Here is a 25,089-nt window from a genome sequence, read left to right on the forward strand (position 1 = left end):
GGCGGCGGCGTCGAGTGCGAGCAGGTCGAAGCCGGCCACCGAGGCGGCGCCCGCGGTGGGGGTGTCCAGCCCGGCCAGGATGTTCAGCAGGGTGGACTTACCGCTGCCCGACGCGCCGACCAGGGCCATCAGTTCGCCCTGCTGCACCAGCAGGTCCAGGCCCTGCAGGGCCTGGACCTCCACGCCCTGGGCGGTGAAGATCCGCACCAGCCGGTCGCAGACGATCAACGCGTCATGCCCGTAGGCAGGCCGCTCCCGGCTCTCGGCGACGCGTCGCTCCAGCTCCGCCAGCGTCGCACCGCTCCGTGCCGCCGTCCCCGGTGTGTCCTGGCTCATTCCCGTTCCCCCATCCGCAGTTCCGTTCCCTCTCCCCGTCGCCCGGTCAGCCACGCCTGCCCCGCCAGCGCCGCGCAGGCCAGCACCACCAGCGCGGCCGCGGGCAGCAGCAGCGACAGCGGGTCCGTGCGCAGCACCGTCCCGGACACGCCGCTCACCGGCGCGGCCGCGGAGAAGGCGAGCGCGGTCAGGTCCACCCCCTGACGCAGCAACGGGACCGTGGCCAGGCTGACCAGGACGCCGCCGAGGGCGCCCAGGAGGACCTGCGGCAGCATCTCCAGCACCGCCAGCCACTGCCGCTGACGAGCCGTCATGCCCATCGTCCGCAGCCGCGCCAGCAGCGCCTTGCGCTGCGGCGTGTGCACCATCAGGGAGAGCAGCAGGGCCAGCGCGCTGTAGCCCGCACCCGCCGCCACCGCCGCCAGGTAGACCCGCCGGGCGCCGGTCTGGAGCGCCGAGGAGGTGAACGACGCGCGTTCCTCGGAGCGGAGGACCACCGTCAGGTCCGCCGAGGCGGCGCGCGTCGCGGCGTTCAGCGCCTGCCCGTCCAGTCGCGGCCCCGTCACGTAGAGCGCGGTCGCGGCCTGGACGGGGGAGCGGGCGGTCTCGGGGTGCGTGCGGGCCAGGCCGGCCGCGGAGACGACGACGAACTCGCCGCCCAGGACAGCGGGCGTCACGTCGCGCACCGCGGCCGTGCGCACCGGGGTCGCCCCGGCGAAGGCCTGCACGGACACGGTCGTCCTGCCGAACTCCCGCGCCAGCGCGGGGGAGACGATCGCGGGGAGCGGTCCGCTGCCGTCGCCCTCCAGTGTCGCGGCGGGGAAGGGGGCGCCGACGCCCGTGCTGGCCACCAGGGCGGCGTAGCGTGCCGGATCGACGACGACCAGGTCGTAGGGGGTACCGGCCGGCGCCGTCGACAGACCCGTCTCGATCCTCACGGGTGAGGTGCCGAGCACGCCGTGCACCCGCCGGACCTGCGCGTCCAGGCCGTCCGGGAGCGTGGTGAGGGACTCGATCCGGGCGTCGCCGCCGACCGCGCGCGTGGCGGCGCGGTCGCGGCCGCTCTCGACGCCGGTGAGGACCGAGCCGCCGAACGACGTCACGGCCAGCGCCACCAGCACGGCCACCAGCGGCAGCGCCGTGGCGGAGGGCGTGCGGCCGGCCCGGGCCAGCCCCAGGTAGAGCACCGTGCCCCGCATCCGGGCCGCGGGCCGGGACAGCAGCCGCAACGGCAGCGGGTACAGCCTGAGCAGGACCAGCGCCCCGATCACCGCGACCAGCACCGGTGCCGCGGCGGTGAGCAGGTCCGCTCCGCCGTCCGCCGTGCCCCTGCGCCGCAGCGCCACGACCGCACCGGTCACGACGACCGCCACGGTCAGCTCCGCCACCGCGCGGCGGCGTGAGGGCCGGGCCTGCACGAGGTCGTCGCGCCGCTCCGGGCCCACCCGGCGGACGAGCGCCACCGCCCGCAACGGCAGCGCCGGAACGGCGACCGCCGCCACCAGCACCCCGGCGAGCAGGGAGGTGGCGGAGCGTTCGGCCGGCACCAGCAGCAGCGCGAGCAGCACCCCGGCCGCCGTGCACGGGACGACCACGACGGCGCTCTCCGTCAGCAGCCGGGCGCACAGACCCGTCAGGCTGCTCCCGCGCGCCCGCAGCAGCCGCAGTTCGGTACGGCGACGGATCGCCGACAGGCCGCCCGCCATCAGCAGCACGATTCCTGCCACGGCGCCCACGCCCACCGTCGCGATCAGCACCAGTGGCGCGGCGGCCTCCCGCTCCCGTACGAACGGCCCCAGCAGCGCGGCGAGTCCGTCCTGGCCCACGGTGACCGCCTGGCTTCCGGTCAGTATGCGCAGCTGGGTGGAGTCCGGTCCGCCCGACAGCGACGCCAGCCGGTCGCGCAGCGCGGGCACGTCGTGGGCGCTCAACGCGCCGACGTCGGCGGGATGGTGCCAGTACAGGCGGGCGCCCTCCGGCAGGTCGAGCACCACGCCGCCGGCGTCCTGACCGATGAGCGCGGTGAAGTGCCAGTAGTGCTCCGGGTCCTCACCCGGCGGGCCGGGGACGCTCACCAGGGTCGGGGCGAGCAGGTCCTGCTCGGCGTTCCAGAAGGCCTCGCCGGGCGAGTGGGGTTCGACGATCCCGGTGATCCGCACGGTCAGCCCGGCCCCGGTCGTGTCCAGCAGGTGGACCGCGGAACCCGCGCGCAGGCCCATCACCTTCGCGGTCCGTGCGGTGACCACCGCCTCCACCTCACGCTCCCCGGCGGTGGACGCCGGCATGCGCCCGGCGACGAGCCGGGAGCGGGCGGCGAGGCCCGGCTGGGAGACGAGCGTGGCCCGCGGATCGCGGTCCCTGGTCGGCCGGGGCAGGCCGGGATCGGTCGCCGCCGCCGCCTCGGCGTTGCGCACCCCGTACACCGTCTGCGCGGTGTCCAGGGCCAGCGGCGGCCGCACCACACTCCGGAACATGTCCTCGGTCCTGGCGAGTTCCCTCGCCTGGAACGGCGAACCGCCACCGCCTCGCACCCCGGAGAACGACAGGTCCAAGGTGGCGGTGACGCTGCGGTCGGTCAGGGAGGCCCGGCGGAGGGTGTCCCGCAGTGCGGCGTCCTCGTACGCCTCGACGGTGCGGGGCAGCGCCGCCGCGAGGAACGCGGTCACCAGCACCAGGGCGGCCAGCGCCAGCGCACCACCGGGGGCGGCGCGCAGGCGGGCACCGGTCCACGAGGCCGGCCGCGCGGTACGTACGTCGGTCACGTCACTCCCCTCCCTGCCGGCGCAGCGCGCGGACCGGATCGGCCGTACGCAACGCCGCCACCGCCACCGCCACCGCCAGCAGCGGCAGCACCGCCACCGCGGCCAGCAGTTCCAGCAAGGGCACGGCGGGCAACTCCACCCGCACCTCGGGCACCGGCCTGTCCGCGCGTGCCGTCAGCACGATCAAGGGCACGATCGACCGGGTCAGCGCCCCGCCCAGCAGCGCCCCGACCCCGACCGCCGTCAGCACCAGCAGCCCCTGCTCCGCCGCGATCACCCGGGCCAGCGACTTCCGAGGCGTGCCCAGCGCCCGCAGCAGCGCGAACTCCTGCGAGCGCTCCCGTACCGCTCCCGCCGCCGCGACCGCGAAACCCACCGCCGCCAGCACCGCGGCCGCCACCACCGCCGCCGGCAGGGCCGACAACGGACCCGCGCCCAGCGGGTCCCGCCGCAACTCCGCCCGCGCCTCGTCTCGGACCACGATCGTGGCGGCGTCCCCCCGGGCGCGCAGGGCCGAGGCCACACGGGGCCCTCCGGCCGGGCCGGCGGCGAGCCACCACTCGGTGGGCTCCAGCCCGCGCTGGTCCTGGAAGACCAGGGCGCGGTTCAGGCTCGCCAGGTCCAGCAGGACGGCGCCGCCGCCGGTGCCCGTGGAGCCGTCCCGCCCGGTGGTGGGCAGTGCGCGGAGCGACCCCGTGATGCGCAGGGACAGCCGTGTGCCCTCCAGTTCGACCGGGACGGTGCTGCCGGGCCTGGCGTCGACGGCGCTCAGGAAGGCGTCGGTGACGACCGCGGGCAGCACCGTGGGTGGCCGCGGCCCCGCCCGCAGGGTGAGGGAGGCGCCGTCGGCGCCGTTGGGGACGCCCTGCTGGAAGGGTTCCTCGCCGGTGTCGTAGCGGACGGTCAGCGGGGTGTCCGCGGCGGAGCGCGGTTCGCCGGTGCGTGAGGGGCGGTAGCCGAGGCCGGGGGCCTCGGGGAAGTCGGGGTTGTCGATCTGCGTGCGGGCGGACCAGGCCGTCGTGGTGGGGGAGGGCACCTCGCGTGTGCCGTCGTCGGCCGTCACCGCGCGGACGTCGGTGACCGTCAGGCTGTGCCGCTCGTTCCGCCGGGGCACCAGGTACTCCGCCCGGAGCCCGGTCAGACGCAGCGGCCCGGCCGGGCCCGCGCCGCGCGCCCGGCCCGTGACGGCCGCGAAGTCGGCTTCCAGCACGTGCCGTTCGCCGTCGGCCCGGACCTCGCCGAGGGAGAGCGTGTACGGGACGCCGTACCGGTCGGTCAGCGTCACGAACAGCTGGTCGGTCACCGTGCCGGCGACGGTGCGGTCCCCGGCCCCCAGCGACCGGAGGCGGACGGTCAGGCGGAGCCGGTCCGTGCCGTCGGGCAGGACGAATCCGGCGCTGCGGGCGGCGGGGCCGCCGTCCGCCCGCAGGGGTCGCACGAGGTCCGCGAGGGGTTCGGCGGACAGGTCGTCACGCAGTCGCAGGACACGGGCGGCAGAGGTGCTGTCCACGGCCAGGACGGTCGCGTCGCGGTCGCGGGGCAGGGACACGGTGGCGCGGCCCGCGGGGGTGACGGCAGCGATGCCGGGTACGTCGTCGTAGACGCCGCCCTGCCCGAACGCGGGCGTGGCGGAACCGGACACGCGCAGGTCGGCGCCGACCGCGAAGTCCGCCTGGTCGTCCTGCGACCGGGTCCACGTGCTGTTCTCGCCGATCGCGAACATGCTGATCGACACGGCGAAGACCAGCAGCAGGGCGGGCCCCGCCCCGCGGCCCGGGCGGCGTGCCAGCTGCCAGCCCACCAGGGACACCGGCAGCCCGCTGGCCTTCGCCGCGCGGCGCTCGCCGAGCCGGGCCGCCAGCGGCAGCAGCCGCAGCGCCAGCACCGCACCCGCCAGCAGGCACAGCGCGGGCGCCCCCACCAGGACCGGATCCAGACCCAGCCGTCCGGAGGTGTCCGTGCTGAGCGTCCCACTGCCCGCCTCGCGGCGGGACAACTGCCAGAACGCCAGGCCGGCCACGAGCACCAGGCCCGCGTCCGCACCCGCCTGCACGCCGGCGGGCAACGCCCGCCGGCGCCGCCGCGCCGTGTATTCCTGCGTGTACGTCCCCGTGCGCCGCAGTACGGGCCCGACGACGGCGAGACCGCAGGCGAGCGCGGTGAGCGCGGCCACCCACCAGGCGGTCAGCGGCGAGGGCTCCAGCCGTACCCCCGCCCGGGCCAGCGCCCCGTGACCGGCGAGCAGCCGCACCAGCCGGCCGGAGAGCAGCGGGGCCAGCACCACGGCCGGCACGGTCAGCAGCAGGGCCTCGGCCGTGGCGAAACCGGTCATCTGGGCGCGCGAGCCGCCGCGGGCACGCAACTGGGCGGTCTCGGCCGAGCGTTCCTCCGCGAGCAGTCCGGCGACGAGGAGCAGGGAGAGAGCGGCCAGCAGCATCAGCTGCAAAACGCTGATCAGCAGGGTCGACCGGCTCACCAACAGCGTTCTGTGCAACTCCGCCAGCAGGTCCGGAAGTTCGCTGCTCGCCACGACGGAGTTCGCGGCCTGCAGGGTGCCCAGCCGCTGCACCGTCCGATGGACGCTCCCGCTGACGCCGTCGGCGCGGGCCGTGGTCATCGCGGCGAAGTCCCCCTGCGCCTGCCAGGCCATCTCCACGGCGGGGACCCCGCCGGGGCCGAAGGCCCCGGGGGAGGTGACCATCGGCCCGTACGTGGTGAAGGAGAGCGTCCGCACTCCGCGCCCGCCCAGCGGGTCGAGCCGCCAGTACAGGGCATATCGGTCGACCGGCCGGTATGTCCCCGTCACGCGGACCCGCAGCGTGCCGTGGCGCAGCCGGTCGGTCAGGGTGAGCACCTGCCCGGTGCGCACCTTCAGCGCTTCCGCGGCCGCCTCGGGCAGCGCCACCGGGACCGGTCCGCCGGCCGCCGGGGCCGCGGGGAAGGTGCCCTCGGCCATGGTCACCCGTGCCCGGTCCAGCGTCGACAGCACCGTCAGGTCCGGGTCCCCGGTGCGCGGGGCACCGCGCGGCCGCAGCGCCATCGGCAGCCCGTACGGGCCGGAACGGGTGACCCCGGTGACGGACACCGGCAGGCCGTCGTAGGCCCCGGCGACCGTGGCGCGCACGGCCCCGTCCGCCACGCCCGGGTCCTTGCCGTCGACGTCGGCGGTGATCCCGACCAGTGTCCGTGCCGCCGACTGCTCCTGCAGCGCGCGCCGCAGACCGGCGTCCCCCACGGCCGCGCTGAACGCGGCGAGCGCGGCGACCGCGCAGGTGGTCAGGAGCACGGAGAGCAGGGCGGCGCCGAGCAGCAGACGGTGCGCGCGCAGACGCAGGAACACGAACCCCGGCACCATGCCCCCCGTTCTCGATGGCCCGTGCAATGAGATTGGCACAGACTACGCCCACCCGGCCCCGGGGCTAAGGGCCCGGCCGTCACCGGTTCCGGGTGCAACACACCTGGCCCCGGCCGCCGTTGAGGGGGCAGGCGGGACGGCGCCTCCCGGCCGCGGCCGGGAGGCGCCGGGGTGGGCGTCGCTCAGCGGGCGCTGTGCTGGGCGCGTTGGTAGAGCGGCCAGGTGACGGCGGAGGTGAACTGCGGGCCCACCAGGTGCCGTGTGCAGCCCGGGGCCGGATCCCAGGGGTCGCAGGCGTTGCCCGCGGCGTCGAGCCGGCTGCCCTCGGAGTTGTCGCCGACGACCGTGCCCAGACCGGACTCCGGGTCGAGACCGGCTATCCGCGGGCCCCCGCTGGAGCCACCGCCCATGATGCACTCGGTCCCCCACAGCCCCTTCGCCGCGGGGTATTCGGGGGTGCCGACGACCTGCTGGGCCCGTCCGGTGCAGTAGGCGAGCCGCTCGCCGGTGTACTCGGGAAGGCCCTCACGCTCCGGGTCCGAGACGGCGCGGGGGTATCCGAACTGGTGGACCCTGCGGTCGCCGGGCCGGTCGAAGCCGATCCTCTGCGCCGCGCCGACCGCGGTCCGGACGGTCCGGCCCCGCGCGTCCGTGTTGAGGACCACGAACGCCTGGTCGTAGGCGCCGTAGAGCTCACCGTGCTGCTGGTCGTTCTCCAGCCAGGTCGGGGCGACGACCCCCAGCCGGCCGGTGAACTTCCCGTAGGGCGCCCGTCCGTCGCGGTAGCCGGGCACGAACAGCACGTTCCGCGTCCACTGGTTGTCCTCACCGACGAGGTCGGTGTTGTTCACGCAGTGCCCCGCGGTGACCACGGTGCTGCCGTTGGCGCTGTCGACGACGGTGGCGGTGCAACTGGAGTCCTCGCCGTGGTCGGTGAAGAACAGCCGGCCCACCGTACGGCCGAGGGCGCTCCGCCCCGTCCACGGGGCGCCGTCGGGACCGCCCTCGGGCGGGTTGCCCGACGAGGGCTCGGTCAGCGCCGCGATCCGCTCCGGCGTCCAGTAGCCGAGGACCGCCTGCCGCTCGGCCCGGGTGACCGCCTGGTCACGGACGGCCACGGCGGTCGTGGACGGCTGGACGGCGCCGGCTGCCGACGCCTCCGGGGCCGTGACGAGCACGGCCGCGGCGACGAGGGCGGCCGCCAGAAGCGGCCGGTGGAGGTGCGCGGAAGGGGGTACCTGACGTGACGGCATGCTGCTCCTCGGGACGTCGATCGCACTGCCCCGCAGGCCGCGTGCCGGTGACACGGGCCTGCGGGCAGAAGGACGTGCGATACAGACGTCCGGGAGGGGCAGTCGGTTGGGACCGGTCGCGAGCGCCTGCCGGCGGCCGCGGTTCAGGCCTTCGGCTGGGTGAAGCGGATGCTGTTGCCGAAGGGGTCGCGCAGGCCGCAGTCGATCCCGTACGGGCGCTCGGTCGGCTCCTCGGTGAACTCCACGCCCAGGTCCCGGAGCTTCTCGTAGGTCTTGCGGCAGTCGTCGGTGCTGAAGATCAGGTGGCCGCCCGTGGCGCCCTTGGCGACCAGTTCGCGGACCTGCTGCGCGGTCTCCTCGGACATCGCCGGCGGGCCCGGCTTCTCCAGCAGGATCTGGCGCTCCGGGTGGCCGGGGACGTTCACCGTGAGCCAGCGCATGAAGCCCAGGTCGACGTCCGCGTTCACCTCCAGGCCGAGCTTGCCGACGTAGAAGTCGAGGGCCTCGTCCTGGTCCAGGACGTAGATCTGCGAGTGCGTGATGGCGTTGAACATGTGCATCACGCTACTGGCCGGGCCGGGCGGAAACTTATCCAAAACTGCTCACCCTGCTCGGCCTGCTCGGCCCGCGATCAGGCACGCGGCCGCATCCACGCCTTCGCGAAGCACGTCGGCACGTCCATGGCCGTCGCCTGCTTGCGGTACGCCCGCGGCGACGTGCCCACGATGTCGCGGAAGGTGCGGCTGAAGGTCCCCGGGCTGCCGAAGCCGACCTCGAAGCAGATGTCCGTCACGCTGCGGTCGCTCTCCCGCAGCAGGAACATCGCCCGCTCCACGCGGCGGCGCTGCAGGTAGCGGTGCGGCGTCTCCCCGAAGGTGGCCCGGAAGGTGCGGGTGAAGTGCGCCTGCGACACATGGGCGATCCGGGCCAGCGCCGGCACGTCCAGCGGCTGCGCGTAGGCACGGTCCATCGCGTCCCGTGCCCGGAGCATCCGGCGGTTGGTCTCTTCTGCGGCGCGGCTCACGCCGCCCATGAGACCACACGGTTCGGCGGAAAGGCGCCGTTCCGGGACGGCGGGCGGGGTCGTCCAGGGACCCGTGCGGACGCCTCAGTGCCCGCCCGCCGGTGCGCCGCCCATCATCCGCAGCATCCGCCGGCCGCCCGTACCGAGGAAGCGGGCCAGCAGCACGGCCGCCAGCGCGAGGAAGGCGATGTTGAGCCAGGTGGTGTAGTCCCAGTGGACGCCGCCGCCGGGGACGTGGGCGCTCGACCGGTCGGGGATCAGACCGAGCGTGCCGAAGAGCACCTCGACGACGTAGCCGGCGACGGCCATGGCGACGTAGAAGGTCCACAGGACCAGCAGGGCCGTGCGGCGGCCGTAGTACTTCCGGTAGATGGTGAGGATCGGCAGGATCAGCAGGTCGGCGAAGATGAACGACACCACGCCGCCGAAACTGATGCCGCCGGTCCACAGGACCACCGCGAGGGGCACGTTGCCGACGGAGCAGACGAACGAGGCCATGGCGACGAGCGGCCCGATCAGCGGGCCCCACAGCTTCGCGGCGAGCGGATGCCCCTCGAAGAAGAAGGCCTGCCAGAAGGAGTCCGGCACCCAGGCGGCGACGGCGCCGGCGATCAGCAGGCCGAGCACGAGGTCGCGCAGGATCGCCGCCCACTCCATCACGAAGACGTGCGACGTGGCGGTGAAGCCCTCGGGGGACAGCAGGCGCCGCAGGAACGGGCCCTCGCGGCGCACGGACATGTCCATCGCCGCGTGCCCCTCCATGGACCCGGCGAGCCCGCGGTCGGCCTGGGCACGGGCCTCCCGCAGCAGGTCCGGCCGGAGCAGGCGCCGGAAGAGCAGCGCGAGGACGACGATCATGACCGGCCCGCCGACGAACTCCGCCGCCGTGAACTGCCAGCCCATGAGCAGGGCCAGCAGGACGCCGAGTTCGACCACGAGGTTGGTGGAGGCGATCTCGAAGGCCATCGCCGCCGTGAAGCTCGCCCCCTTGCGGAAGAGCGAGCGGGCGAGGGCGACGGCGGCGTAGGAGCAGGACGAGGACGCCGCGCCCAGGCCCGCGGCGATCACCAGCGTCCGGGGCCGGTCGTCGCCGAGCAGGCCGACGACGCCCTGTTTGCGGGCCACGGCCTGGACGACCGCGGACAACGCGAAACCGAGGATCAGCGCCCAGGTGATGTCCCAGGTCATGGCGCCCGTGATGGACAGGGCGTGGAGGACGGCGTCCATGCGGTCAGACCGCGACCGGGGCCGGTTCGCACGCCTCCATCAGGTGCGCCGCGGTGTCCGGGGCGAAGAGCGCGGCGGCGGCCGGGGAGGGGGTGCGGCGCGGGCGGCGCGGACGGGTGAGGCCGTCCAGGACGTCGATCAGCGTCCAGGGATCGGTGGCGAGGCGGGTCAGACCGAGCGCCGCCATCTGGTGCGCCCCGGCCTTGCCGTGGCCCGGGATGGGGCGGTAGCCGACGACGGGCAGTCCCATGGCCAGTGCTTCGAGCGCGGTCTGCCCCGCGGCGTTGTCCACCAGCGCGTCCGCCGCGCTCATCAGCGCGGGCATGTCCCGCTCCCAGCCCAGCGCGAGCGCCCCGGGGACGCGGGAGAGCCGGGCCCGCAGCCGCCGGTTCTCGCCGCACAGCGCCACCGGAAGGAAACCGGCCCGCGCGAGCAGGGCGGCCGTGTCCGCCAGGTGCGTGCCGGCGCCCCAGGCACCCGCGGAGAGCAGGACGACCGGCCGGTCCGGCGCCCGGGAACGGAACACCCGGTGCCAGGGCCCGGCGTCCGGGGCGGGCGCCAGGAAGCGGGACGCGACCAGGGGACCGGTGGCGGCGGCCGGGCGGCCGGTGGCCTCCCGCACCCGGCGGGCGGCGCTTTCGGTGAGGCAGCAGTAAAGGTCGTTGCCGGGGTGGAGCCACTGGCTGTGCACGTCGAAGTCCGTGACCACCACCGCGCTGGGCACCGCGAGCGTTCCGCGGGCCCGCATCCCGCCGGTGAGCTGCGCCGCCAGGTGGAACACCGGGACGACCAGCCCGGGCCGCTCGCGCCGGACGAGTTCGGCGAGCCCGCGCTCGGCGAGTCCGGCCAGCCCGGCCGGGCCGGGCGTGCGGCGTGACCCGCCGGGGCGCAGGAACGTCGCGTAGATGCCCGCGTAGAGCACCGGGAGGTGCAGGACCGTGGCGCGGTAGAAGGCGCGCAGCGCCGCGCCGGCGTGCGCGGGGAGGAGTTCCAGCACGTCGGCCCTGCGGGCCTGCCCGCCGCGGGCGGTGAGCCGTGCGACGAGTTCGTCGGCGACGGCGTCGTGACCGGCGCCCATGGCGGCGCTGAGCACGAGGAAGCGCCGGGGCGCACGGCCCGCCCGCCCGGTGTGCGTCACCGCGGCACCACGTCCCGCCGGGAGGGGACGGGCGGCGCTGCTGCGGGCACATCCGGCACGTGATCACCTCGTACACCAGTTGCGGACTACTCGGGTCTAACCGATTTGCCCCGTCTTGAAACGAATGGCCCGCATCACGGGGCGACCCCCGCCCCCTGCCTCCCGGGAGGGTCGCCCACAGAGCCGGTCCGGCGATCGGGCGGTTTACTGAGACCGGAGGGGGGACGTGCCCCGGGGGGAGCCGCACCGGCCATCCCGGGCGGCAGCTGCAGCGGCAGGGACGGAAAGCAGCGGCAGGGACAGAAAGCGATGCCATGACCTCTCACCCTCCCCAAGCGGTCTCCGGTGGCAAGGCGGTACGCGGCAAGCCCGTGCGCGACCCGGCGGACCCGGCCGGCGGACCGGCCCCGGTCGCGCTGGTGACCGGGGCGTCCTCGGGCATCGGGGCCGCGGTCGCCGACCGCCTCGCCGCCGAGGGATGGCGGTTGCTGGTCAGCGGCCGCGACCACCAGCGTCTGCGGGCGGTCGCGGAGCGGACCTCCGGGACCGCGCTCCCCGCGGACCTGGAGGACCCGCAGGGCACCGGGCGGCTGGTGCGCGACGCCGCCCTCGTGACGGGCGGCCGGGTCGACCTGCTGGTGGCCGGGGCGGGCATCGGCTGGGCCGGTCCCTTCGCCTCGATGCCGCAGGGGGTGATCGAGCGGATCTTCATGGTGGACGTCGTCGCGGCGATGGAGCTGGTCCGCCGGGTGCTCCCGGGCATGCTGGCCCGGCGCAGCGGCCACATCGTGCTGATCGGCTCCTTCGCGGGCAGCGTCGGTGTCCGCGACGAGGCCGTGTACTCCGCGGCCAAGGCGGCGCTCGGCGCCTTCGCCGACTCGCTCCGCTACGAGCTGGCCGGCAGCGGGGTGCGCATCACCCATGTCATCCCGGGCGTCGTCGACACCCCGTTCTTCGCGACGCGGGGCGTGGCGTACACCCGCTCCCGGCCCCGCCCGATGCCCGCCGAGCGGGTCGCCCGGGTGGTGACCGACGCGGTCCGCAAGGGACGGGACGAGGTGTACGTCCCCCGCTGGCTGCGGATCCCGGTCGCCGTGCGCGGCGTCCTGCCCTGGGTCTACCGGCGTCTCGCGGGCAAGTACGGATGACGCGGTGCCCGCCCTGACCGTCGTGCTGGCACTGCTGGCGGCCCTCGCCAACGGCGCGGCCTCCGCTTTGCAGCGGCGCGCCGCCCTCCAGCAGCAGGAGGAAGAGGGCGCCGGGCACGGTCTGCGCGGGCGGCTGCGGCACCTGCTGCGACTGGTCCGGCGCCCCTTCTGGGCGGCCGGGATGGCGGCGCTCGTGGTCTCAGGGGCCCTGCAGGCCAGTGCCCTGGGGGTGGGGCAACTGTCGGTGGTGCAGCCGCTCATGGCCACCGAGCTGCTGTTCACCCTGATGGCGGGGAGCCTGGCGTTCTCCCGCCGGCCCGACCCCGGGACCTGGTTGTGGTTCCTGGCGCTGGCCGGGGGACTGGCCCTGTTCCTCGGTGCCGCGACGCCGTCCGGCGGGCAGGCGCAGGCCCTGCCGGGCACCTGGCCGCGCGCCGGTGTGCCGCTGGCGCTGCTGGTGCTCGTCCTGTGGCTCGTCGGGCGGGCGCTGAGCGGCGGTGCGCGGGCCTGCGTCCTGGGGTGCGCCACGGCCGCCTGCTTCGCCTGCACGGCGGCGCTGATCAAGGACGTCACGGGTCGCATCCCCGAGGGCCTGCCGCGGGTGTTCGCCTCCTGGCAGCTGTACGCGGTGGGCGCGGTCGGCCTGCTCAGCCTGCTGCTCCTCCAGGTCACCCTGCGGGCCGGCAGCCTCGCGGCGTCCCAGCCGGCGCTCACCATCGGGGACGCGGTGGTGAGCGTGGCGCTGGGCTGGGTGCTCTTCGGGGAACGGATCGCGCTCGGGGCGCACGTGGTGCCCGAGGCGGCGGGCGTCGCCCTGATGGCCGCCGGAGCCGTCGGCCTGTCCCGCTCGCCCGCCGTGGCCGGCGGCTGGGACGTGCCGCGCGGGAAGCGTCCGGGCGCCCCGGAGGGCCGTCACCGTACCGTCCACGGGGGGCCGGGATGAGGCGCGGCGGCGACGTCCGGCGGGCGGCGCTGGCGGGGGGCGTCCTGGTGGCCGGCCACATCGTCCCGGCCGCCACCTGGCTGCCCGGGCTGCGCCGCCGGGCCTTCCCCGCCCTGGCCGGCCTCGGACGCCCCGACCACGTGGCCCTCACCTTCGACGACGGGCCCGATCCGGTCTCCACCCCGCGCTTCCTGGACGCCCTCGACGAACTCTCGGTCCGGGCCACCTTCTTCGTCCTGGGCGCGCGGGTGGGCGGCCACCCCCGGATCGTGCGCGAGGCCGTCCGGCGCGGCCACGAGATCGCCGTCCACGGCTGGACCCACGACCGCCCGTGGCTGCCCGGTCCCGCCCGCGACCGGGCCGACCTGGCCCGCGCCGTCCGGGCGGTCCACGACGCCTGCGGCGCCGCACCGGTCTGGTACCGCCCTCCGTACGGCATCCTCACCGGAGGACGCTGGGCGGCGGCCGCGTGCACCGGCCTGACCCCGGTCCTGTGGAGCGCCTGGGGCCGCGACTGGAGCACCGGCGCCACCGGGGAGTCCGTACTGGCGACCCTCCGGCCCGATCTGCGCGCGGGCGCCACCGTCCTGCTCCACGACAGCGACCACGCCTCCGCCCCGGGTTCCTGGCGCGCCACCCTCGCGGCGCTTCCCGCCCTGGTCACGGCATGCCGGGACGCCGGTCTGACGGTCGGTCCCCTCGTGGAGCACGGCGTCGGCGCGGGCGTTTGACGGTCGACCGGAGCCGACGGACACTCGATAGATAGGTGCCCGATACATATCACCGAGAGTGACAACCGCGCCGCGGAGCCGGCCAGGGCCAACCCGATCCGTGACGTCGCGAACGACGGACGGGCACAGCGATAGCCCGGAGGCATACGCATGTGCGGAATCGCCGGATGGATCTCGTTCCGCAGGGACCTGGGGAACGAGCAGGAAACGGTCGACGCGATGACCGAGACGATGGCCTGCCGTGGGCCTGACGACCGCGGCACGTGGGTCGACGGACCCGCCGCGCTCGGACACCGCAGGCTCGCGATCATCGACCTGCCGGGCGGCCGGCAGCCGATGAGCGCCGAGGCACCCGAGGGCGGCGCGGTGGCGATGGTGTACTCGGGTGAGGCCTACAACTTCACCGAACTGCGCAAGGAACTGACCGTGCGCGGCCACCGCTTCACCACCACCTCCGACACCGAAGTGGTGCTGCGCGGCTACCTGGAGTGGGGGGAGGGCGTGGCGGAACGGCTCAACGGCATGTACGCCTTCGCCATCTGGGACAGCCGCGAGCAGAAGCTCGTCATGATCCGCGACAGGATGGGGATCAAGCCGTTCTACTACTACCCGACCGACGACGGCGTGCTGTTCGGGTCCGAGCCCAAGGCGATCCTGGCCAACCCGCTCGTCCCCCGCCACGTCACCCTGGACGGGCTGCGGGAGCTCTTCGCCTTCGTCAAGACACCCGGTCACGCGATCTGGGACGGCATGCGCGAGGTCGAGCCCGGCACCGTCGTCACCGTCGGACGGGGCGGCATCCGCACCCACGTCTACTGGGCGCTGCGGACCGAGCCGCACACCGACGACAAGGAGACCTCGATCGCGCGCGTGCGCGAGCTGCTCGAGGACATCGTGCGGCGTCAACTCGTCTCCGACGTGCCGCGCTGCACCCTGCTCTCCGGCGGCCTGGACTCCTCGGCGATGACGGCGATCGCGGCGCGGCAACTCGCCGACCAGGGCGAGAAGGTGCGCAGCTTCGCGGTCGACTTCGTCGGCCAGACCGAGCACTTCGTCCCCGACAGCCTGCGCGGGACGCCCGACACCCCGTTCGTCCACGACGTCGCCGATCTCTGCGGGACCGAGCACCAGGACATCGTCCTCGACTCCGGCCAGCTCGCCGATCCGGACGTGCGGGCCAGGGTGATCCGCGCCCGTGACATCCCGGCCGGGCTCGGCGACATGGACTCCTCCCTCTACCTGCTGTTCAAGGCCATCCGGCAGCACTCGACCGTCGCCCTTTCCGGAGAGTCGGCCGACGAGGTCTTCGGCGGCTACCGCCAGTTCTTCGACGAGGAGGCCCGCAGGGCCGACACCTTCCCCTGGCTGGTGCGGTTCACGACGGAGTTCGGCGACGACGGCAACATCCTCACCGAGCAGGTGGCCAAGTCCCTGGACCTGGAGGGCTACGTCCACGACGGCTACCGCCGCGCGGTCGCCGGCGTCGAACGCCTCGACGGCGAGAGCGACTTCGAGTACCGGATGCGCGTCATCAGCCACCTCCACCTCACCCGCTTCGTGCGCATCCTCCTCGACCGCAAGGACCGGGCGAGCATGGCCAACGGCCTGGAGGTCAGGGTCCCGTTCTGCGACCACCGCCTGGTCCAGTACGTCTACAACGCGCCCTGGTCGCTGAAGTCCTTCGACGGCAGGGAGAAGAGCCTGCTGCGCGAGGCCACCGCGGACGTGCTGCCCCGCTCGGTCTACGACCGGGTGAAGAGCCCGTACCCCTCCACCCAGGACCCCAAGTACTTCGTCGCGCTCCAGGAGAACGCCAAGGACCTGCTGGCCAAGCCCACGCACCCGGTGTTCGACCTGGTCAGCCGGACCTGGCTGGAGGACGCGGTCAGGACCGACACCCCGGTCAGCACGCACGCCGCCCGGCACGGCCTGGAACGCGCCCTCGACCTGGCGCTGTGGATGGACCTGTACTCGCCCACGATCGGGATCCCCTGACCCGACGGAGACCACGCGAGGGGGCCGACGATGGCGGCGGTCGGTGAGGAAGACGCCCTGGACTTCGTGGTGTCCCTGCACCGCCTGGTGCGGCTGCTGCGCCGCGCCCGCCCCGAGCCGAGGGTCCAGCCGACCCCGCTCATCGTCCTCGCCCTGCTGAACCAGTACGGTCCCTCGCGCGTCGGCGTCCTCGCCGAGCGGGCCGCCTGCACCCAGCCCACGATCACCGCCGCGGTGACGCAACTGGAGGCGGCCGGGCTGGTCCGCCGCGAACCCGACCCGGCCGACGGCCGTGCCACACGGGTGGTCATGACCGCGCCGGGCCGGCGGGAACTCGTGCGGATGGCCCGCGGCGAGGCCGAGGCCCTCGCCGCGCGCCTGGGCACCCTGCCGCCGGAGGACGTGCGCAAGGTCCTCGAGGCAGGTCGTCTGCTGCGCCGCCTGACGGACCGCGACTGACACCCGGACGGCGCGGATTACCAGGTGGTCACCCAAGGTGACGTGCTGCCCTTGATGGGCTTCCTCTGGCGCGTCGGCGTCGAGCGGCCGGGACCGGGGCCGCCGCGTCACCGACCTGGTCGTCAACGGCCTGCGCCAACCGGACATGGCCGGTCCTTGATCGACCGCGGCTAGTGTGTGCGTCCGGACGTCGGGGTGGGGAGCTGGTCGTGGTCGAGATGACGGACTCGTCGAGCAGCGCGCGTGCGCAAGTCTCGACGCCCAGGGCCCACTCGCTGCCGCGGCCCGGGTGCGCTCGGCGAGGCGTTCCAGCGCCCCGGCGGCGGCCTCCGGCCGGCCGCTGCGGGCGGCCGCCTCGATCAGCTCGAACAGCGTCCATCCAGGAAACCCAGGTCCTCGTACCGGCACGCGCGCGTCGCGGCCTCCACTTCGGGCTGCGCGAAGGGGCGGCGCGTCCCGCTGGGGTCCGGTCAGCTGGTCGAGCCGGCCCAGCAGGGTCCCCGTCGCCGCGGCGTCTTCCCCGACGAGCTCTACCGGGCCCCCGGGAGCCGGGCGGAGCAGGTCGCCCGAACCTCGTCCGGTGCAACCCGCTCCCCGAGGGCGGTCACTCGCCGTGTGGGAACAGCCGGAGCCGCTCGATGCGCTGACGGCGCCCGGGTTGCGGAATCCCACCGTCCTCGCGGACCGTGGGATTCCGGGCCGCACGACCGAGGAGGTGCCGCCATGGACGTCCCGACCCTGGCCGGGCTCCTGCACGAGACCGAGGAGCGCCACGGCGCGTACGAGGCGACCGCCCCGGAGCACCACTGGTGGGACTGGTACGCCGCCTACCTGTTCGCCCGTGAGCAGGGCCGTACCCCCGACGAGGCCGCCCGTGAGGCCGCGGCCCACATGCAGGCGCTGCTGGGCTAGGCCGACTCGCCGGCCGCTCCTCACCGGGCGAGCGCCGCGGCCCAGTCGCGGAACCGCTGCGGGGGCTGCAGTCCGGCGATCCCGTGACGTCGGGAGACCCAGGTGGGTGTGGCGTGGACGCCGTACCGCCAGGCGAGCAACTCCGACGCGGCCAGCGCGTCGGTCATCGCCGCGGAACCCCAGGCCGCGCGCAGCCCCTTCGCGTCGCCCCCGGCCTCCTCGGCGAGGGAGACCAGCAGCTCCCGGGACTCGATGTCGAGGCCGTCGGCGAAGTTGGCCGCGAACACCGCGGCGGCGAAGCGGCCGGCGGCCTCGCGGTCGCTCGCGGCGAGCCATTCGTGGGCCTCCAGCGCGGGGCGCGAGTGGGTGCCGCGGTCCGTCCGGCGCAGCGGCAGGCCCGCCGCCTCGGCCTCGTGGGCGAGGAGCGCGTACGCGGGGTCCGTGCGCCGGCCGGGAGGGCTGCCGCTGGGCCCCGTCCAAGGGTGGATCCGCAGCGCGTGCCCGACCACGCGGATGCCGTGCTCGCGGAGGATCCGGGTGCGGTCCTGGGCCACGTAGCAGTAGGGGCAGATGAAGTCGAACCAGTGCTCGGCGGTCGCGGTGCGCGGCGGCGAGCAGGGCCCGGGGGCGGAGGTGACGATCATCTGGTGCTCCTCACGGTTCGCGAGATTCGTTACCACTGATATCTGTAACGTAAGTCGCTTCCGAGGTTCTTCCCGCCTCGGGCCTCGACCGTTTTCCGGGGCTCAGGAGGCGACGAGTGCCCGCAGGGCCGACGCGACGAGTCCCGGGTCCTCCTCCGCCATGAAGTGGCCGCAACCGACGGTGGTGTGCGTCAGGTCGGGGGCCCAGGCCTGCCAGAGAGCGCGGGCGTCGTAGCCGAGGGCGGCGCCCCAGTCCTGCTGGAGGACCGCGACCGGCATCCGGAGCCGCCGGCCCGCGGCCCGGTCGGCCCGGTCGTGGTCGGCGTCGACGGTCGCCGAGGCGCGGTAGTCGGCCACGATCGAGGGGACGGCCGCGCGGCAGGCGTCGAGGTAGGCGGCGCGCACGGCGGGCGGGAAGGTCTCCGGGGACCGGTTCCACGCGTCGAGGAAGTGCCCGAAGAAGGCGTCCGGGGCGGCGGCGATCATCTGCTCGGGCAGGCCCGGGGGCTGGGCCATCAGGTACAGGTGGAAGCCCACGGCGGCGTCGGCGCCGCGCAGGACGTCCCACATGTCCAGGGTGGGCAGCACGTCGAGTACGGCCAGCCGGCTGACCGCGTCGGGATGGTCGAGCCCGGCGCGGAAGGCGACCAGCGCACCGCGGTCGTGGCCGGCGAGCGCGAAGCGGTCGTGACCGAGCGCGCGGGCCAGCGCGACGACGTCCGCGGCCATGGTGCGCTTGGCGTACGTGGCGGGTCCCGCGGGGGCCGGTTTGTCGCTGGCACCGTAACCACGCAGGTCGGGGCAGATCACGGTGTGGTCGGCGGCCAGGTCGGCGGCGACGTGGCGCCACATGAGGTGGGTCTGCGGGAAGCCGTGCAGGAGTACGACGGGGCTGCCCGAGCCGCCGACGGCGACGTTGAGGGCGACGCCGTCGGCGACGGGGACGCGGTGGTAGGCGAAGCCGGGGACGACCGGTGTCATGGTGCGCTGCTCTCGTTCGGTGGTGGGGGAGTGACGTGCCCGCGGTGGCGGACGCCCCGAGCCTCCCGCCCGCGGATCAGCATCCGGTCAGCGCGTACCGTGGCTGCGGGGAGGACGGCCGGAGAGGTGGGCAGGGTGCGGGTCGCTTTCGGTGTGCTCGGGCCGGTCGTCGCCTGGGACGGCGACGGTCGCGCACTGGCGCTCAAGGGCCCCCGGCACCGGGAGGTGCTGGCGCGGCTGGTGGTGGCGCGCCGGCGTGTCGTACCGGTGACCCGCCTGGTGGCGGACCTGTGGGACGAACCCCCGGCCGGCGCCGTCGGGGCCGTGCAGACCTTCGTCGGGGCGCTGCGCCGCGAGCTGGAACCGGAGCGGCCGCCCCGCGCCCCCGCCCGGCTGCTGGTCACCGCGGGCACCGGGTACGCGCTGCGGGCGGACCCGGACAGCGTGGACGCCTGGCGGTTCGAGGCCGCCGTCGACGCCGCCGCGGCACTGCCGCCCGCGGCGGCGCTGACGCGGCTCGAGGAGGCGCTGGACCTGTGGCGCGGTCCCTCGTACGGCGAGTACGCCGACCGGGAGTGGGCCCGCGGCGAGCGTTCCCGCCTCGCCGAACTGCGGCTGCGGGCGGTGGAACGGCGGGCGGAGGCCCGGCTGGAGCTGGGCCTTGCCGCCGAGGCGGTGCCCGACCTGGACGCGCACCTGATCGCGCATCCGTGGCGGGAGGACGCCTGGCGGCTGCTGGCGCTCGCGCTGTACCGGTCGGGCCGTCAGGGGGACGCGCTCGCCGTGCTGCGCCGGGCCCGCGCGATGCTGGCCCGGGGACTGGGGCTCGACCCGGGAGCGGCGCTGCGCCGTCTGGAGGCGGACATGCTCGCCCAGGACCCGCGCCTGGACCCGCCGGCGCCCGCGCCCGCCGGCCCGGGCGACGCGGCCGCCCGGGTGTGGGCCCGGGCGGCCCAGGCGTATGACCGCACGGTCGCCGCCGGGGCCCGCGCACGGCTGGAGTCGACGGTCGGCCTCCTCCGCAATCTCGCGCTGACCGGGGGCGGCGGCCTGGAGGCCACCCGGGAGCACCGCCTGGCGGCCGTCGCCGCGGCGGAGGAGTCCGGCGACCCGGAGCTGACCGCCCGGGTGATCGGTGCCTACGACGTCCCCGCGATCTGGACCCGCAGCGACGACCCGGAGCAGGCCCGCCGTATCGTCGCCGTCGCCGAGCGCACCCTGGCCGCCCTGCCAGCCGACGCCGCGCACGAGACCGCACGCTGCCGCCTGCTGGCCACGATCGCGGTGGAGACGCGCGGCATCCGCTCCGCCCGCGGACCGCTTGCGGCCCGGCAGGCCGAGGAGACGGCCCGCCGGCTCGACGACCCGGCGCTCCTCGCCTTCGCGCTCAACGGGGTGTTCATGCAGACCTGCGCCCGGGCGGGCCTCGCGCCGCGGCGGGACGCGATCGGCGCCGAACTGGTGGCGCTGGCCCGGCGGCACGGGCTGACGACGTACGAGGTGCTCGGTCACCTGATCCGGGTACAGGCCCGCAGCGCGCTCGCCGACCTCCCCGCGGCCGACGTGCACGCCGCCGCGGTCGACGTCCTGGCCGAACGCCACGAACTGCCCCTGGCCGGCGTGTTCACGCAGTGGTACCGGGCCCTGCGGACGGCCGCCTCCGGGGGCGGGCCGCGGGCCGGGGCCGCCTACCGGGCCGCCGCCGCACGCCTGGAGGGCGCCGGGATGCCGGGTGTGGAACGGGGTCTGCTGCCGCTCGCGCTGCTCTGCCTCGACCTGGCCGACGGCAGCGTCCCGGCGGCGCGGATCGCCGAGCGTGTCGACCCCGCGGCGGAGTGGGGGCCGTACCGGCCGTGGGCCCAACCCTTCGTCCTGCTGCGCGCCGGCCGCCGTGCCGAGGCCCTGGCGGCCCTGCGGGCCCTGCCCGAGCCACCCCCCGACCTGATGTACGAGGCCCTGTGCTGCGTGCAGTCCGTGCTCGCCGTCGAGCTCGGCGACCGCGACGTCCTGGAGGCGCTCCACGCCCGCCTGCTCCCCGCCGCCGGGGAACTCGCGGGCGCGGGCAGCGGTCTGCTCACCGCGGGTCCGGTGGACCGGTACCTGGCCGCCGTCACCGCGGCGCTCGCCCCGTAGACCCGGCGTGCCCGCACGGCCCCGAAAGAGGAAGGGCCGGCACCCCGTGAGGTGCCGGCCCCTTACATCCCCGGTGGGTCAGATGGGGAGGATGTTCTCGGCCTGCGGGCCCTTCTGGCCCTGCGTGACGTCGAAGCTCACCTTCTGGCCCTCCTGGAGCTCACGGAAGCCCTGGGTGGCGATGTTGGAGTAGTGAGCGAAGACGTCGGCGCCGCCGCCGTCCTGCTCGATGAAGCCGAAGCCCTTTTCCGAGTTGAACCACTTCACGGTGCCGGTCGCCATGGGAATCTCCTTCGGGAGCAGTACATGAAGCCCGCACTTTGCGGACCTCCGTCGCCGCAATGACCCCTCCGGGACAACCGGAAAACAAAAAATGCACCTGTCGGTCACATCCCGGCAGGTGCACGTAAAGTTCATGGGTACCAAAACTGCAACGCGATCAACCTAGCACAGGCGTCGTCGGACGACCACGGGGCCGGGTCCGCCACCGGTCGTGGCGGACCCGGCCCCGTAGGTGTCCGGTCAGTAGGTGAACCGCTGGAGGCCGTTGGCCCAGGGGTTCACCAGGAAGACGGTACGCGTGGCGGGGTCGAGGAACAGGCCGCGCCGGCTGGTGAAGTCGAAGTTGGACGTGCTCAGCGTGGAGTTGACGAGGTTGGCGACGGGGTGCCGGGCGAGCACCTTCCCGGTGTCGGGGTCGAGGACGGTGATCTCGCTGAGGGCGTTGTTGTCGCCGGTGGTGGCCTCCTCGTACAGGTGGGCGACGAGGGCGACGTGGTGCCGGGTGTCGAGCACCGGCCACATGACGCCCCGGGTGCCGAGGTCGGCCGGCGCGGAGGTGGCCAGGGACTTCTGATCGGCCGAACGCCAGGTGCCGGTCGGGAACTCGCCCGTGGTGTAGCTGGGGGTGGCGGGTCCGGCGGCGACGTACACCCGGTCGCCCTTGCCGTCGGGCAGGAGCCCGGCGGTGCAGGCCGGCATGGTGGTCAGCGGCGACACCTCGCGGGTGCCGGGGTCGACCGACACCGCCCAGTAGGGGACGCGCCCGGACAGGCAGGGCCCCATGGTGCCGGTGGTGGCCACGAAGAACGTGCCGGTCGAGGCGTCGACGGAGACGTTGCCGAAGGCCCGCCCCGGGTTGTCCGCGTTGAGCGGGATCGGCGCGGAGATCTTGCCGGTGGCCATGTCGACGGTCCACAGCGAGGCCACGCCCGAGACCCCGTCGAAGGTCGTCACGGCCGCCCGGTGCCGGGCCGGGTCGACGGCTCCGCCCTGGAAGTACACCGACGTCGAGCCGGTGCCCGGGTCGAGGGTGCTGAGCCTCACGCGCGCACCGGTCTTCGTGTCGCGCAGGTCGACCTCGGGGAGCACACCGCCGTCGAACGGCCGGTGGCCGATCAGGGTGTGTCCCGTGCCGGGGTCGGCCCCCAGGACCTCCTGCATCATCGAGGTGCCGGTCTGGCGGGACACCGTGGTGCCGAGGGTTCCCTCGGAGAGCGAGTACGCGGTGGTGGCCGAGCCCTCCAGGTGGATCCAGCCGTCGTCGCCCTCGGCGAAGTCATCGGTGGCGAGCAGCGCCGTGCCCCCGCTGACCTCGATGTTCTCCAGGGTGCCGGAGACCGTGTCGCCGTCGAGGTACTGCACGAACGACGTGGGCGAGGCCTGTCCGACGGGCTTGCCCGCCCGCGTGGGCAGGACCCGGACCGGGTACTGCAGTCCGGTCGGCAGGCCGAGGGCCTTGAGGTCGAGCACGGTCCGGCCCTTCACCGACGGCAGGGCCCGGAAGAGGGTGGAGGCGTGGTCGACGCCGTTGTCGTCGCGGCCGCTGCCGTTCTGGTTGGTGGCGGTGTTGAGAGCCCCGTACAGGGTGGGTGCCGGGGTGAGGAACTCGATGGCCGCGCCGTCGGCGTGCGGAGCCGAGGAGGCGTCCCAGGAGACCGTCAACCGCGGCTCCGCCCGGGTCAGTTCGACGGCGTGCGCCGTGGCGGACTTCCCCTGCCCCAGCAGCGGTGCCTGCGGCCGCTGGTCGGCGCCGGGTCCGACGCGCAGTGCGCGGAAGTCCCCGAAGACCTGGCCGTCGTAGAGCGTGACGCCGATGCCGTAGAGCCCGGCGCCACCCGGCGCGAAGGCGGAGGCGGGGATGGTCACCGTGCCCTTGGTGCCGGTGAGCGGGGTGCGCCACTGGGCACGCCACTTGTCGCTGGTGGTGAAGGGCGTCCAGTGGCCGACCGAGGAGAGCACCAGCTCGGGGGCGGTCGCGTCCCGCAGGCCGGTGAGGTCGTAGTGCACGGTGACGGACTTGCCCAGCGGGGACGAGCCGGGCGCGGTCGGGGCCTTCGGCTGCACATAGGTGCCGTCGGCCGCGCCGAAGGTGAGCCGCTGACCGGTCGAGGCCACCACCTTGTGGCCGTCGAGGGCCTCGAACGTCACCTGTACGGTGCGCGCTTCGCCGGAGGCGAGGGGCAGGCCGGCGGCGGCCAGCAGCTCGCGCGGCAGGACGCGCAGGCTCGGGCCGGCGGACGGGATCGTGCCGTGCTCACCGACGCGCAGACGGTACGTCAGCTTCCGGTGCCCGCCGGTGAGGTCGAGACCGAAGGTGATGGGCGAGACCGCGTTCTGCCCGGACGGGTTGCCCCAGGCGTCGGCGGGGCCCGCCAGGTCGATCGCGGAGGGATCGGTGGCCTCGACGAAGGCGGTGGTCGGGCTCACCGACAGCAGCTGGCGCTCGGCGACGGACAGCCGTACCGAGGCCGGGGTGAGGGAATGGCGCTTGGCGAGCACCTTCTCCACCGCCGCTGTCACGTCCAGCTGGGGGCCCATGCGCAGTTCCCGGTCGGCCTGCGGGGGCTGGGCGATCGGGCGGCCGGTGTCCACCAGCAGCTTCCGGACCTCACGCGGGCTGAGCTTCTGCCCGGTCGCCTCGGCGGCCGCCAGCACGTTGGCCGCCGCAGCGGCGATCATCGGGGCCGAGGCCGAGGTGCCGCCGTTGAGCACCACGCCCGGACCGTCCGGTGTGTGGATCAGCGAGGGCAGGTTGTCGCCGGGCGCCGCCAGGTCGATCCGGGTGCCGAACCCCGAGGAGTAGCCGGCGGAGCCGTTGTAGCGGGTGGTCGGGTAGACGGCGGTGCGTACGTCGTCCGAGCTCAGGGTGTCGTCGACTGTGGTGCCGCCGGCGGCGATCACCCCGGTGTCACGGACCAGGGTGGGGGTGGTGGTGGGGGCGACGTCGTCGATCGACGTCTGCGCGCGGCTGCTCGACGTCACGTCGGTCGGGGTGCTGCCGCCGTCGGGGCCGACCGACACCGGCAGGCCCAGGCGGGTGCCGTCGTTGGACGACACGACCACGACGATCCCCGAGTCCACGATGGCGCGCAGGGTGTCCCTGATCTCCGGGTCGTCCTCCAGCCACCGCGAGGGGAAGCCGATCGAGCCGTCCGTGCCGAAGCCGAGGCTCGCCGTGATGACGTCCGGCCGGGGCTTCTGGGCGGCCGCGGCCCGCAGCGCGGCCGCGATGCCGGTGGCCGAGGGCTCCTCGGGGATCACGAGCCGGTACTGCGCGCCGGGCGCGATGCCCAGCAGGTCGGTGGCGCCGCTGCCGGTGGCCTCCGGGCGCTGCCGGTCGTGCGGCAGCGGGGCCATCATCGAGAAGTCGAGCAGCACTTCGGCGAGGTTGGGGTCCTGGCCCTCGATGGCGCCGGCCGCGTCGAGGCGGCCCTTGTTGTCGCTGGTGTAGGTCGGTATGAGCGGCAGGGAGGGGAAGTCGAGGTAGCGCTTGCCGTCGCGGAGCACCGTGGTGGGGCCGTTGAGGCGCACGTACTCGTCGCCCGCGTCGGCCATGCCCTGGTCGGTGAGGTCCCCCAGCGACACGTTGGTGATGACCTGGCCCTGACCGGGCAGCGCGCGGAGGTACCTCGCGGTGTCCCGGAAGGCGCCGACCGCGTTGACGCCGCCCGCGTTGAGGTAGGACTGGAAGGACGTCGTCAGGCCCTCGTTGGTGGGCAGGTCCTTGGCGGCGGAGGGGGCGGCGTCAACGCGGTCGGCGCCTTCC

19 protein-coding genes are annotated in these 25,089 nt (G+C 74.9%); 7 read left to right on the plus strand and 12 right to left on the minus strand.

All coding sequences use genetic code 11. The features are described 5' to 3' along the window. The 8 genes from PV341_RS26870 to PV341_RS26905 form a co-directional block, all read right to left on the minus strand. Window positions 1–336: ATP-binding cassette domain-containing protein (locus tag PV341_RS26870; RefSeq protein WP_500359195.1), on the minus strand; the 336-nt coding region annotated here is incomplete at its 3' end. Continuing rightward, window positions 333–3,098, minus strand: coding sequence for an FtsX-like permease family protein (locus tag PV341_RS26875; RefSeq protein ID WP_500359196.1), 2,766 nt, complete (start codon window positions 3,096–3,098; stop codon window positions 333–335). The genes PV341_RS26875 and PV341_RS26870, both read right to left, overlap by 4 nt. A gap of 1 nt (window position 3,099) precedes the next feature. Continuing rightward, complete coding sequence (locus tag PV341_RS26880) at window positions 3,100–6,438, minus strand: FtsX-like permease family protein (RefSeq protein WP_500359197.1); 3,339 nt, start codon at window positions 6,436–6,438, stop codon at window positions 3,100–3,102. A gap of 197 nt (window positions 6,439–6,635) precedes the next feature. After that, window positions 6,636–7,706, minus strand: a complete 1,071-nt coding sequence (locus PV341_RS26885) for a trypsin-like serine peptidase (RefSeq protein ID WP_500324510.1) — start codon at window positions 7,704–7,706, stop codon at window positions 6,636–6,638. Between the two features lie 143 nt (window positions 7,707–7,849). Next, entirely contained in the window at window positions 7,850–8,260 is a 411-nt protein-coding gene (locus tag PV341_RS26890) for a VOC family protein (RefSeq protein ID WP_500324512.1), read from the minus strand. A 77-nt stretch (window positions 8,261–8,337) separates the two neighbouring features. Continuing rightward, window positions 8,338–8,739 carry a helix-turn-helix domain-containing protein gene (locus tag PV341_RS26895; protein WP_500324514.1) on the minus strand — a complete coding sequence of 134 codons (402 nt, stop codon included), beginning with the start codon at window positions 8,737–8,739 and terminating at the stop codon, window positions 8,338–8,340. Window positions 8,740–8,814: 75 nt separating this feature from the next. Continuing rightward, window positions 8,815–9,957 carry a permease gene (locus PV341_RS26900; RefSeq protein ID WP_500359198.1) on the minus strand — a complete coding sequence of 381 codons (1,143 nt, stop codon included), beginning with the start codon at window positions 9,955–9,957 and terminating at the stop codon, window positions 8,815–8,817. A gap of 4 nt (window positions 9,958–9,961) precedes the next feature. Next, window positions 9,962–11,095 carry an MGDG synthase family glycosyltransferase gene (locus PV341_RS26905; RefSeq protein WP_500359200.1) on the minus strand — a complete coding sequence of 378 codons (1,134 nt, stop codon included), beginning with the start codon at window positions 11,093–11,095 and terminating at the stop codon, window positions 9,962–9,964. A gap of 314 nt (window positions 11,096–11,409) precedes the next feature. On the opposite strand from PV341_RS26905, the gene PV341_RS26910 reads away from it, so the two are divergent. The 6 genes from PV341_RS26910 (at window position 11,410) to PV341_RS26935 (ending at window position 17,283) form a co-directional block, all read left to right on the plus strand. After that, window positions 11,410–12,243, plus strand: coding sequence for an SDR family NAD(P)-dependent oxidoreductase (locus PV341_RS26910; RefSeq protein WP_500324520.1), 834 nt, complete (start codon window positions 11,410–11,412; stop codon window positions 12,241–12,243). Window positions 12,244–12,247: 4 nt separating this feature from the next. Further along, the gene (locus PV341_RS26915) at window positions 12,248–13,186 is read left to right on the plus strand and encodes a DMT family transporter (protein ID WP_500324522.1); all 939 of its coding nucleotides are present in this window, start codon (window positions 12,248–12,250) and stop codon (window positions 13,184–13,186) included. Beyond that, window positions 13,183–13,917, plus strand: coding sequence for a polysaccharide deacetylase family protein (locus PV341_RS26920; protein WP_500359201.1), 735 nt, complete (start codon window positions 13,183–13,185; stop codon window positions 13,915–13,917). The genes PV341_RS26915 and PV341_RS26920 overlap by 4 nt, the downstream gene beginning before the upstream one ends. Window positions 13,918–14,067: 150 nt before the next feature. Next, window positions 14,068–15,912, plus strand: coding sequence for an asparagine synthase (glutamine-hydrolyzing) (asnB, locus tag PV341_RS26925; protein ID WP_500324526.1), 1,845 nt, complete (start codon window positions 14,068–14,070; stop codon window positions 15,910–15,912). A 30-nt stretch (window positions 15,913–15,942) separates the two neighbouring features. Next, entirely contained in the window at window positions 15,943–16,371 is a 429-nt protein-coding gene (locus PV341_RS26930) for a MarR family winged helix-turn-helix transcriptional regulator (protein ID WP_500324528.1), read from the plus strand. 723 nt (window positions 16,372–17,094) lie between these two features. Continuing rightward, a complete protein-coding gene (locus PV341_RS26935) occupies window positions 17,095–17,283 on the plus strand; it encodes a bleomycin resistance protein (protein WP_500324530.1) in 189 nt (62 codons plus the stop codon). Window positions 17,284–17,303: 20 nt separating this feature from the next. Here PV341_RS26935 and PV341_RS26940 read toward each other — a convergent pair whose 3' ends face one another. Together PV341_RS26940 and PV341_RS26945 are read right to left on the minus strand one after the other, a co-directional pair. After that, window positions 17,304–17,927: a DsbA family oxidoreductase gene (locus PV341_RS26940; protein ID WP_500324532.1), complete on the minus strand. Its 624-nt coding sequence runs from the start codon at window positions 17,925–17,927 to the stop codon at window positions 17,304–17,306. Between the two features lie 102 nt (window positions 17,928–18,029). Further along, window positions 18,030–18,908, minus strand: coding sequence for an alpha/beta fold hydrolase (locus PV341_RS26945; RefSeq protein WP_500324534.1), 879 nt, complete (start codon window positions 18,906–18,908; stop codon window positions 18,030–18,032). Window positions 18,909–19,043: 135 nt separating this feature from the next. On the opposite strand from PV341_RS26945, the gene PV341_RS26950 reads away from it, so the two are divergent. Beyond that, entirely contained in the window at window positions 19,044–21,041 is a 1,998-nt protein-coding gene (locus PV341_RS26950; RefSeq protein WP_500359202.1) for an AfsR/SARP family transcriptional regulator, read from the plus strand. A gap of 78 nt (window positions 21,042–21,119) precedes the next feature. Here PV341_RS26950 and PV341_RS26955 read toward each other — a convergent pair whose 3' ends face one another. Both PV341_RS26955 and PV341_RS26960 read right to left on the minus strand, forming a co-directional pair. After that, on the minus strand, window positions 21,120–21,323 hold the full coding sequence (locus tag PV341_RS26955) for a cold-shock protein (RefSeq protein ID WP_326570877.1): 204 nt from the start codon (window positions 21,321–21,323) through the stop codon (window positions 21,120–21,122). Window positions 21,324–21,563: 240 nt separating this feature from the next. After that, window positions 21,564–25,089: S8 family serine peptidase (locus PV341_RS26960; protein ID WP_500359204.1), on the minus strand; the 3,526-nt coding region annotated here is incomplete at its 5' end.

Origin of the sequence: Streptomyces sp. PA03-1a (assembly GCF_033792805.1) — a bacterium.
GTDB lineage: Bacteria > Actinomycetota > Actinomycetes > Streptomycetales > Streptomycetaceae > Actinacidiphila.

Excerpts from the sequence above, each read along its gene's own strand:
- PV341_RS26890 (WP_500324512.1), bottom strand. The coding sequence starts at position 8,260 with ATGTTCAACGCCATCACGCACTCGCAGATCTACGTCCTGGACCAGGAC.
- PV341_RS26955 (WP_326570877.1), bottom strand. The coding sequence starts at position 21,323 with ATGGCGACCGGCACCGTGAAGTGGTTCAACTCGGAAAAGGGCTTCGGC.
- PV341_RS26920 (WP_500359201.1), top strand. The coding sequence starts at position 13,183 with ATGAGGCGCGGCGGCGACGTCCGGCGGGCGGCGCTGGCGGGGGGCGTC.
- PV341_RS26885 (WP_500324510.1), bottom strand. The coding sequence starts at position 7,706 with ATGCCGTCACGTCAGGTACCCCCTTCCGCGCACCTCCACCGGCCGCTT.
- PV341_RS26900 (WP_500359198.1), bottom strand. The coding sequence starts at position 9,957 with ATGGACGCCGTCCTCCACGCCCTGTCCATCACGGGCGCCATGACCTGG.
- PV341_RS26895 (WP_500324514.1), bottom strand. The coding sequence starts at position 8,739 with ATGGGCGGCGTGAGCCGCGCCGCAGAAGAGACCAACCGCCGGATGCTC.
- PV341_RS26910 (WP_500324520.1), top strand. The coding sequence starts at position 11,410 with ATGACCTCTCACCCTCCCCAAGCGGTCTCCGGTGGCAAGGCGGTACGC.
- PV341_RS26930 (WP_500324528.1), top strand. The coding sequence starts at position 15,943 with ATGGCGGCGGTCGGTGAGGAAGACGCCCTGGACTTCGTGGTGTCCCTG.
- asnB (WP_500324526.1), top strand. The coding sequence starts at position 14,068 with ATGTGCGGAATCGCCGGATGGATCTCGTTCCGCAGGGACCTGGGGAAC.
- PV341_RS26935 (WP_500324530.1), top strand. The coding sequence starts at position 17,095 with ATGGACGTCCCGACCCTGGCCGGGCTCCTGCACGAGACCGAGGAGCGC.
- PV341_RS26945 (WP_500324534.1), bottom strand. The coding sequence starts at position 18,908 with ATGACACCGGTCGTCCCCGGCTTCGCCTACCACCGCGTCCCCGTCGCC.
- PV341_RS26940 (WP_500324532.1), bottom strand. The coding sequence starts at position 17,927 with ATGATCGTCACCTCCGCCCCCGGGCCCTGCTCGCCGCCGCGCACCGCG.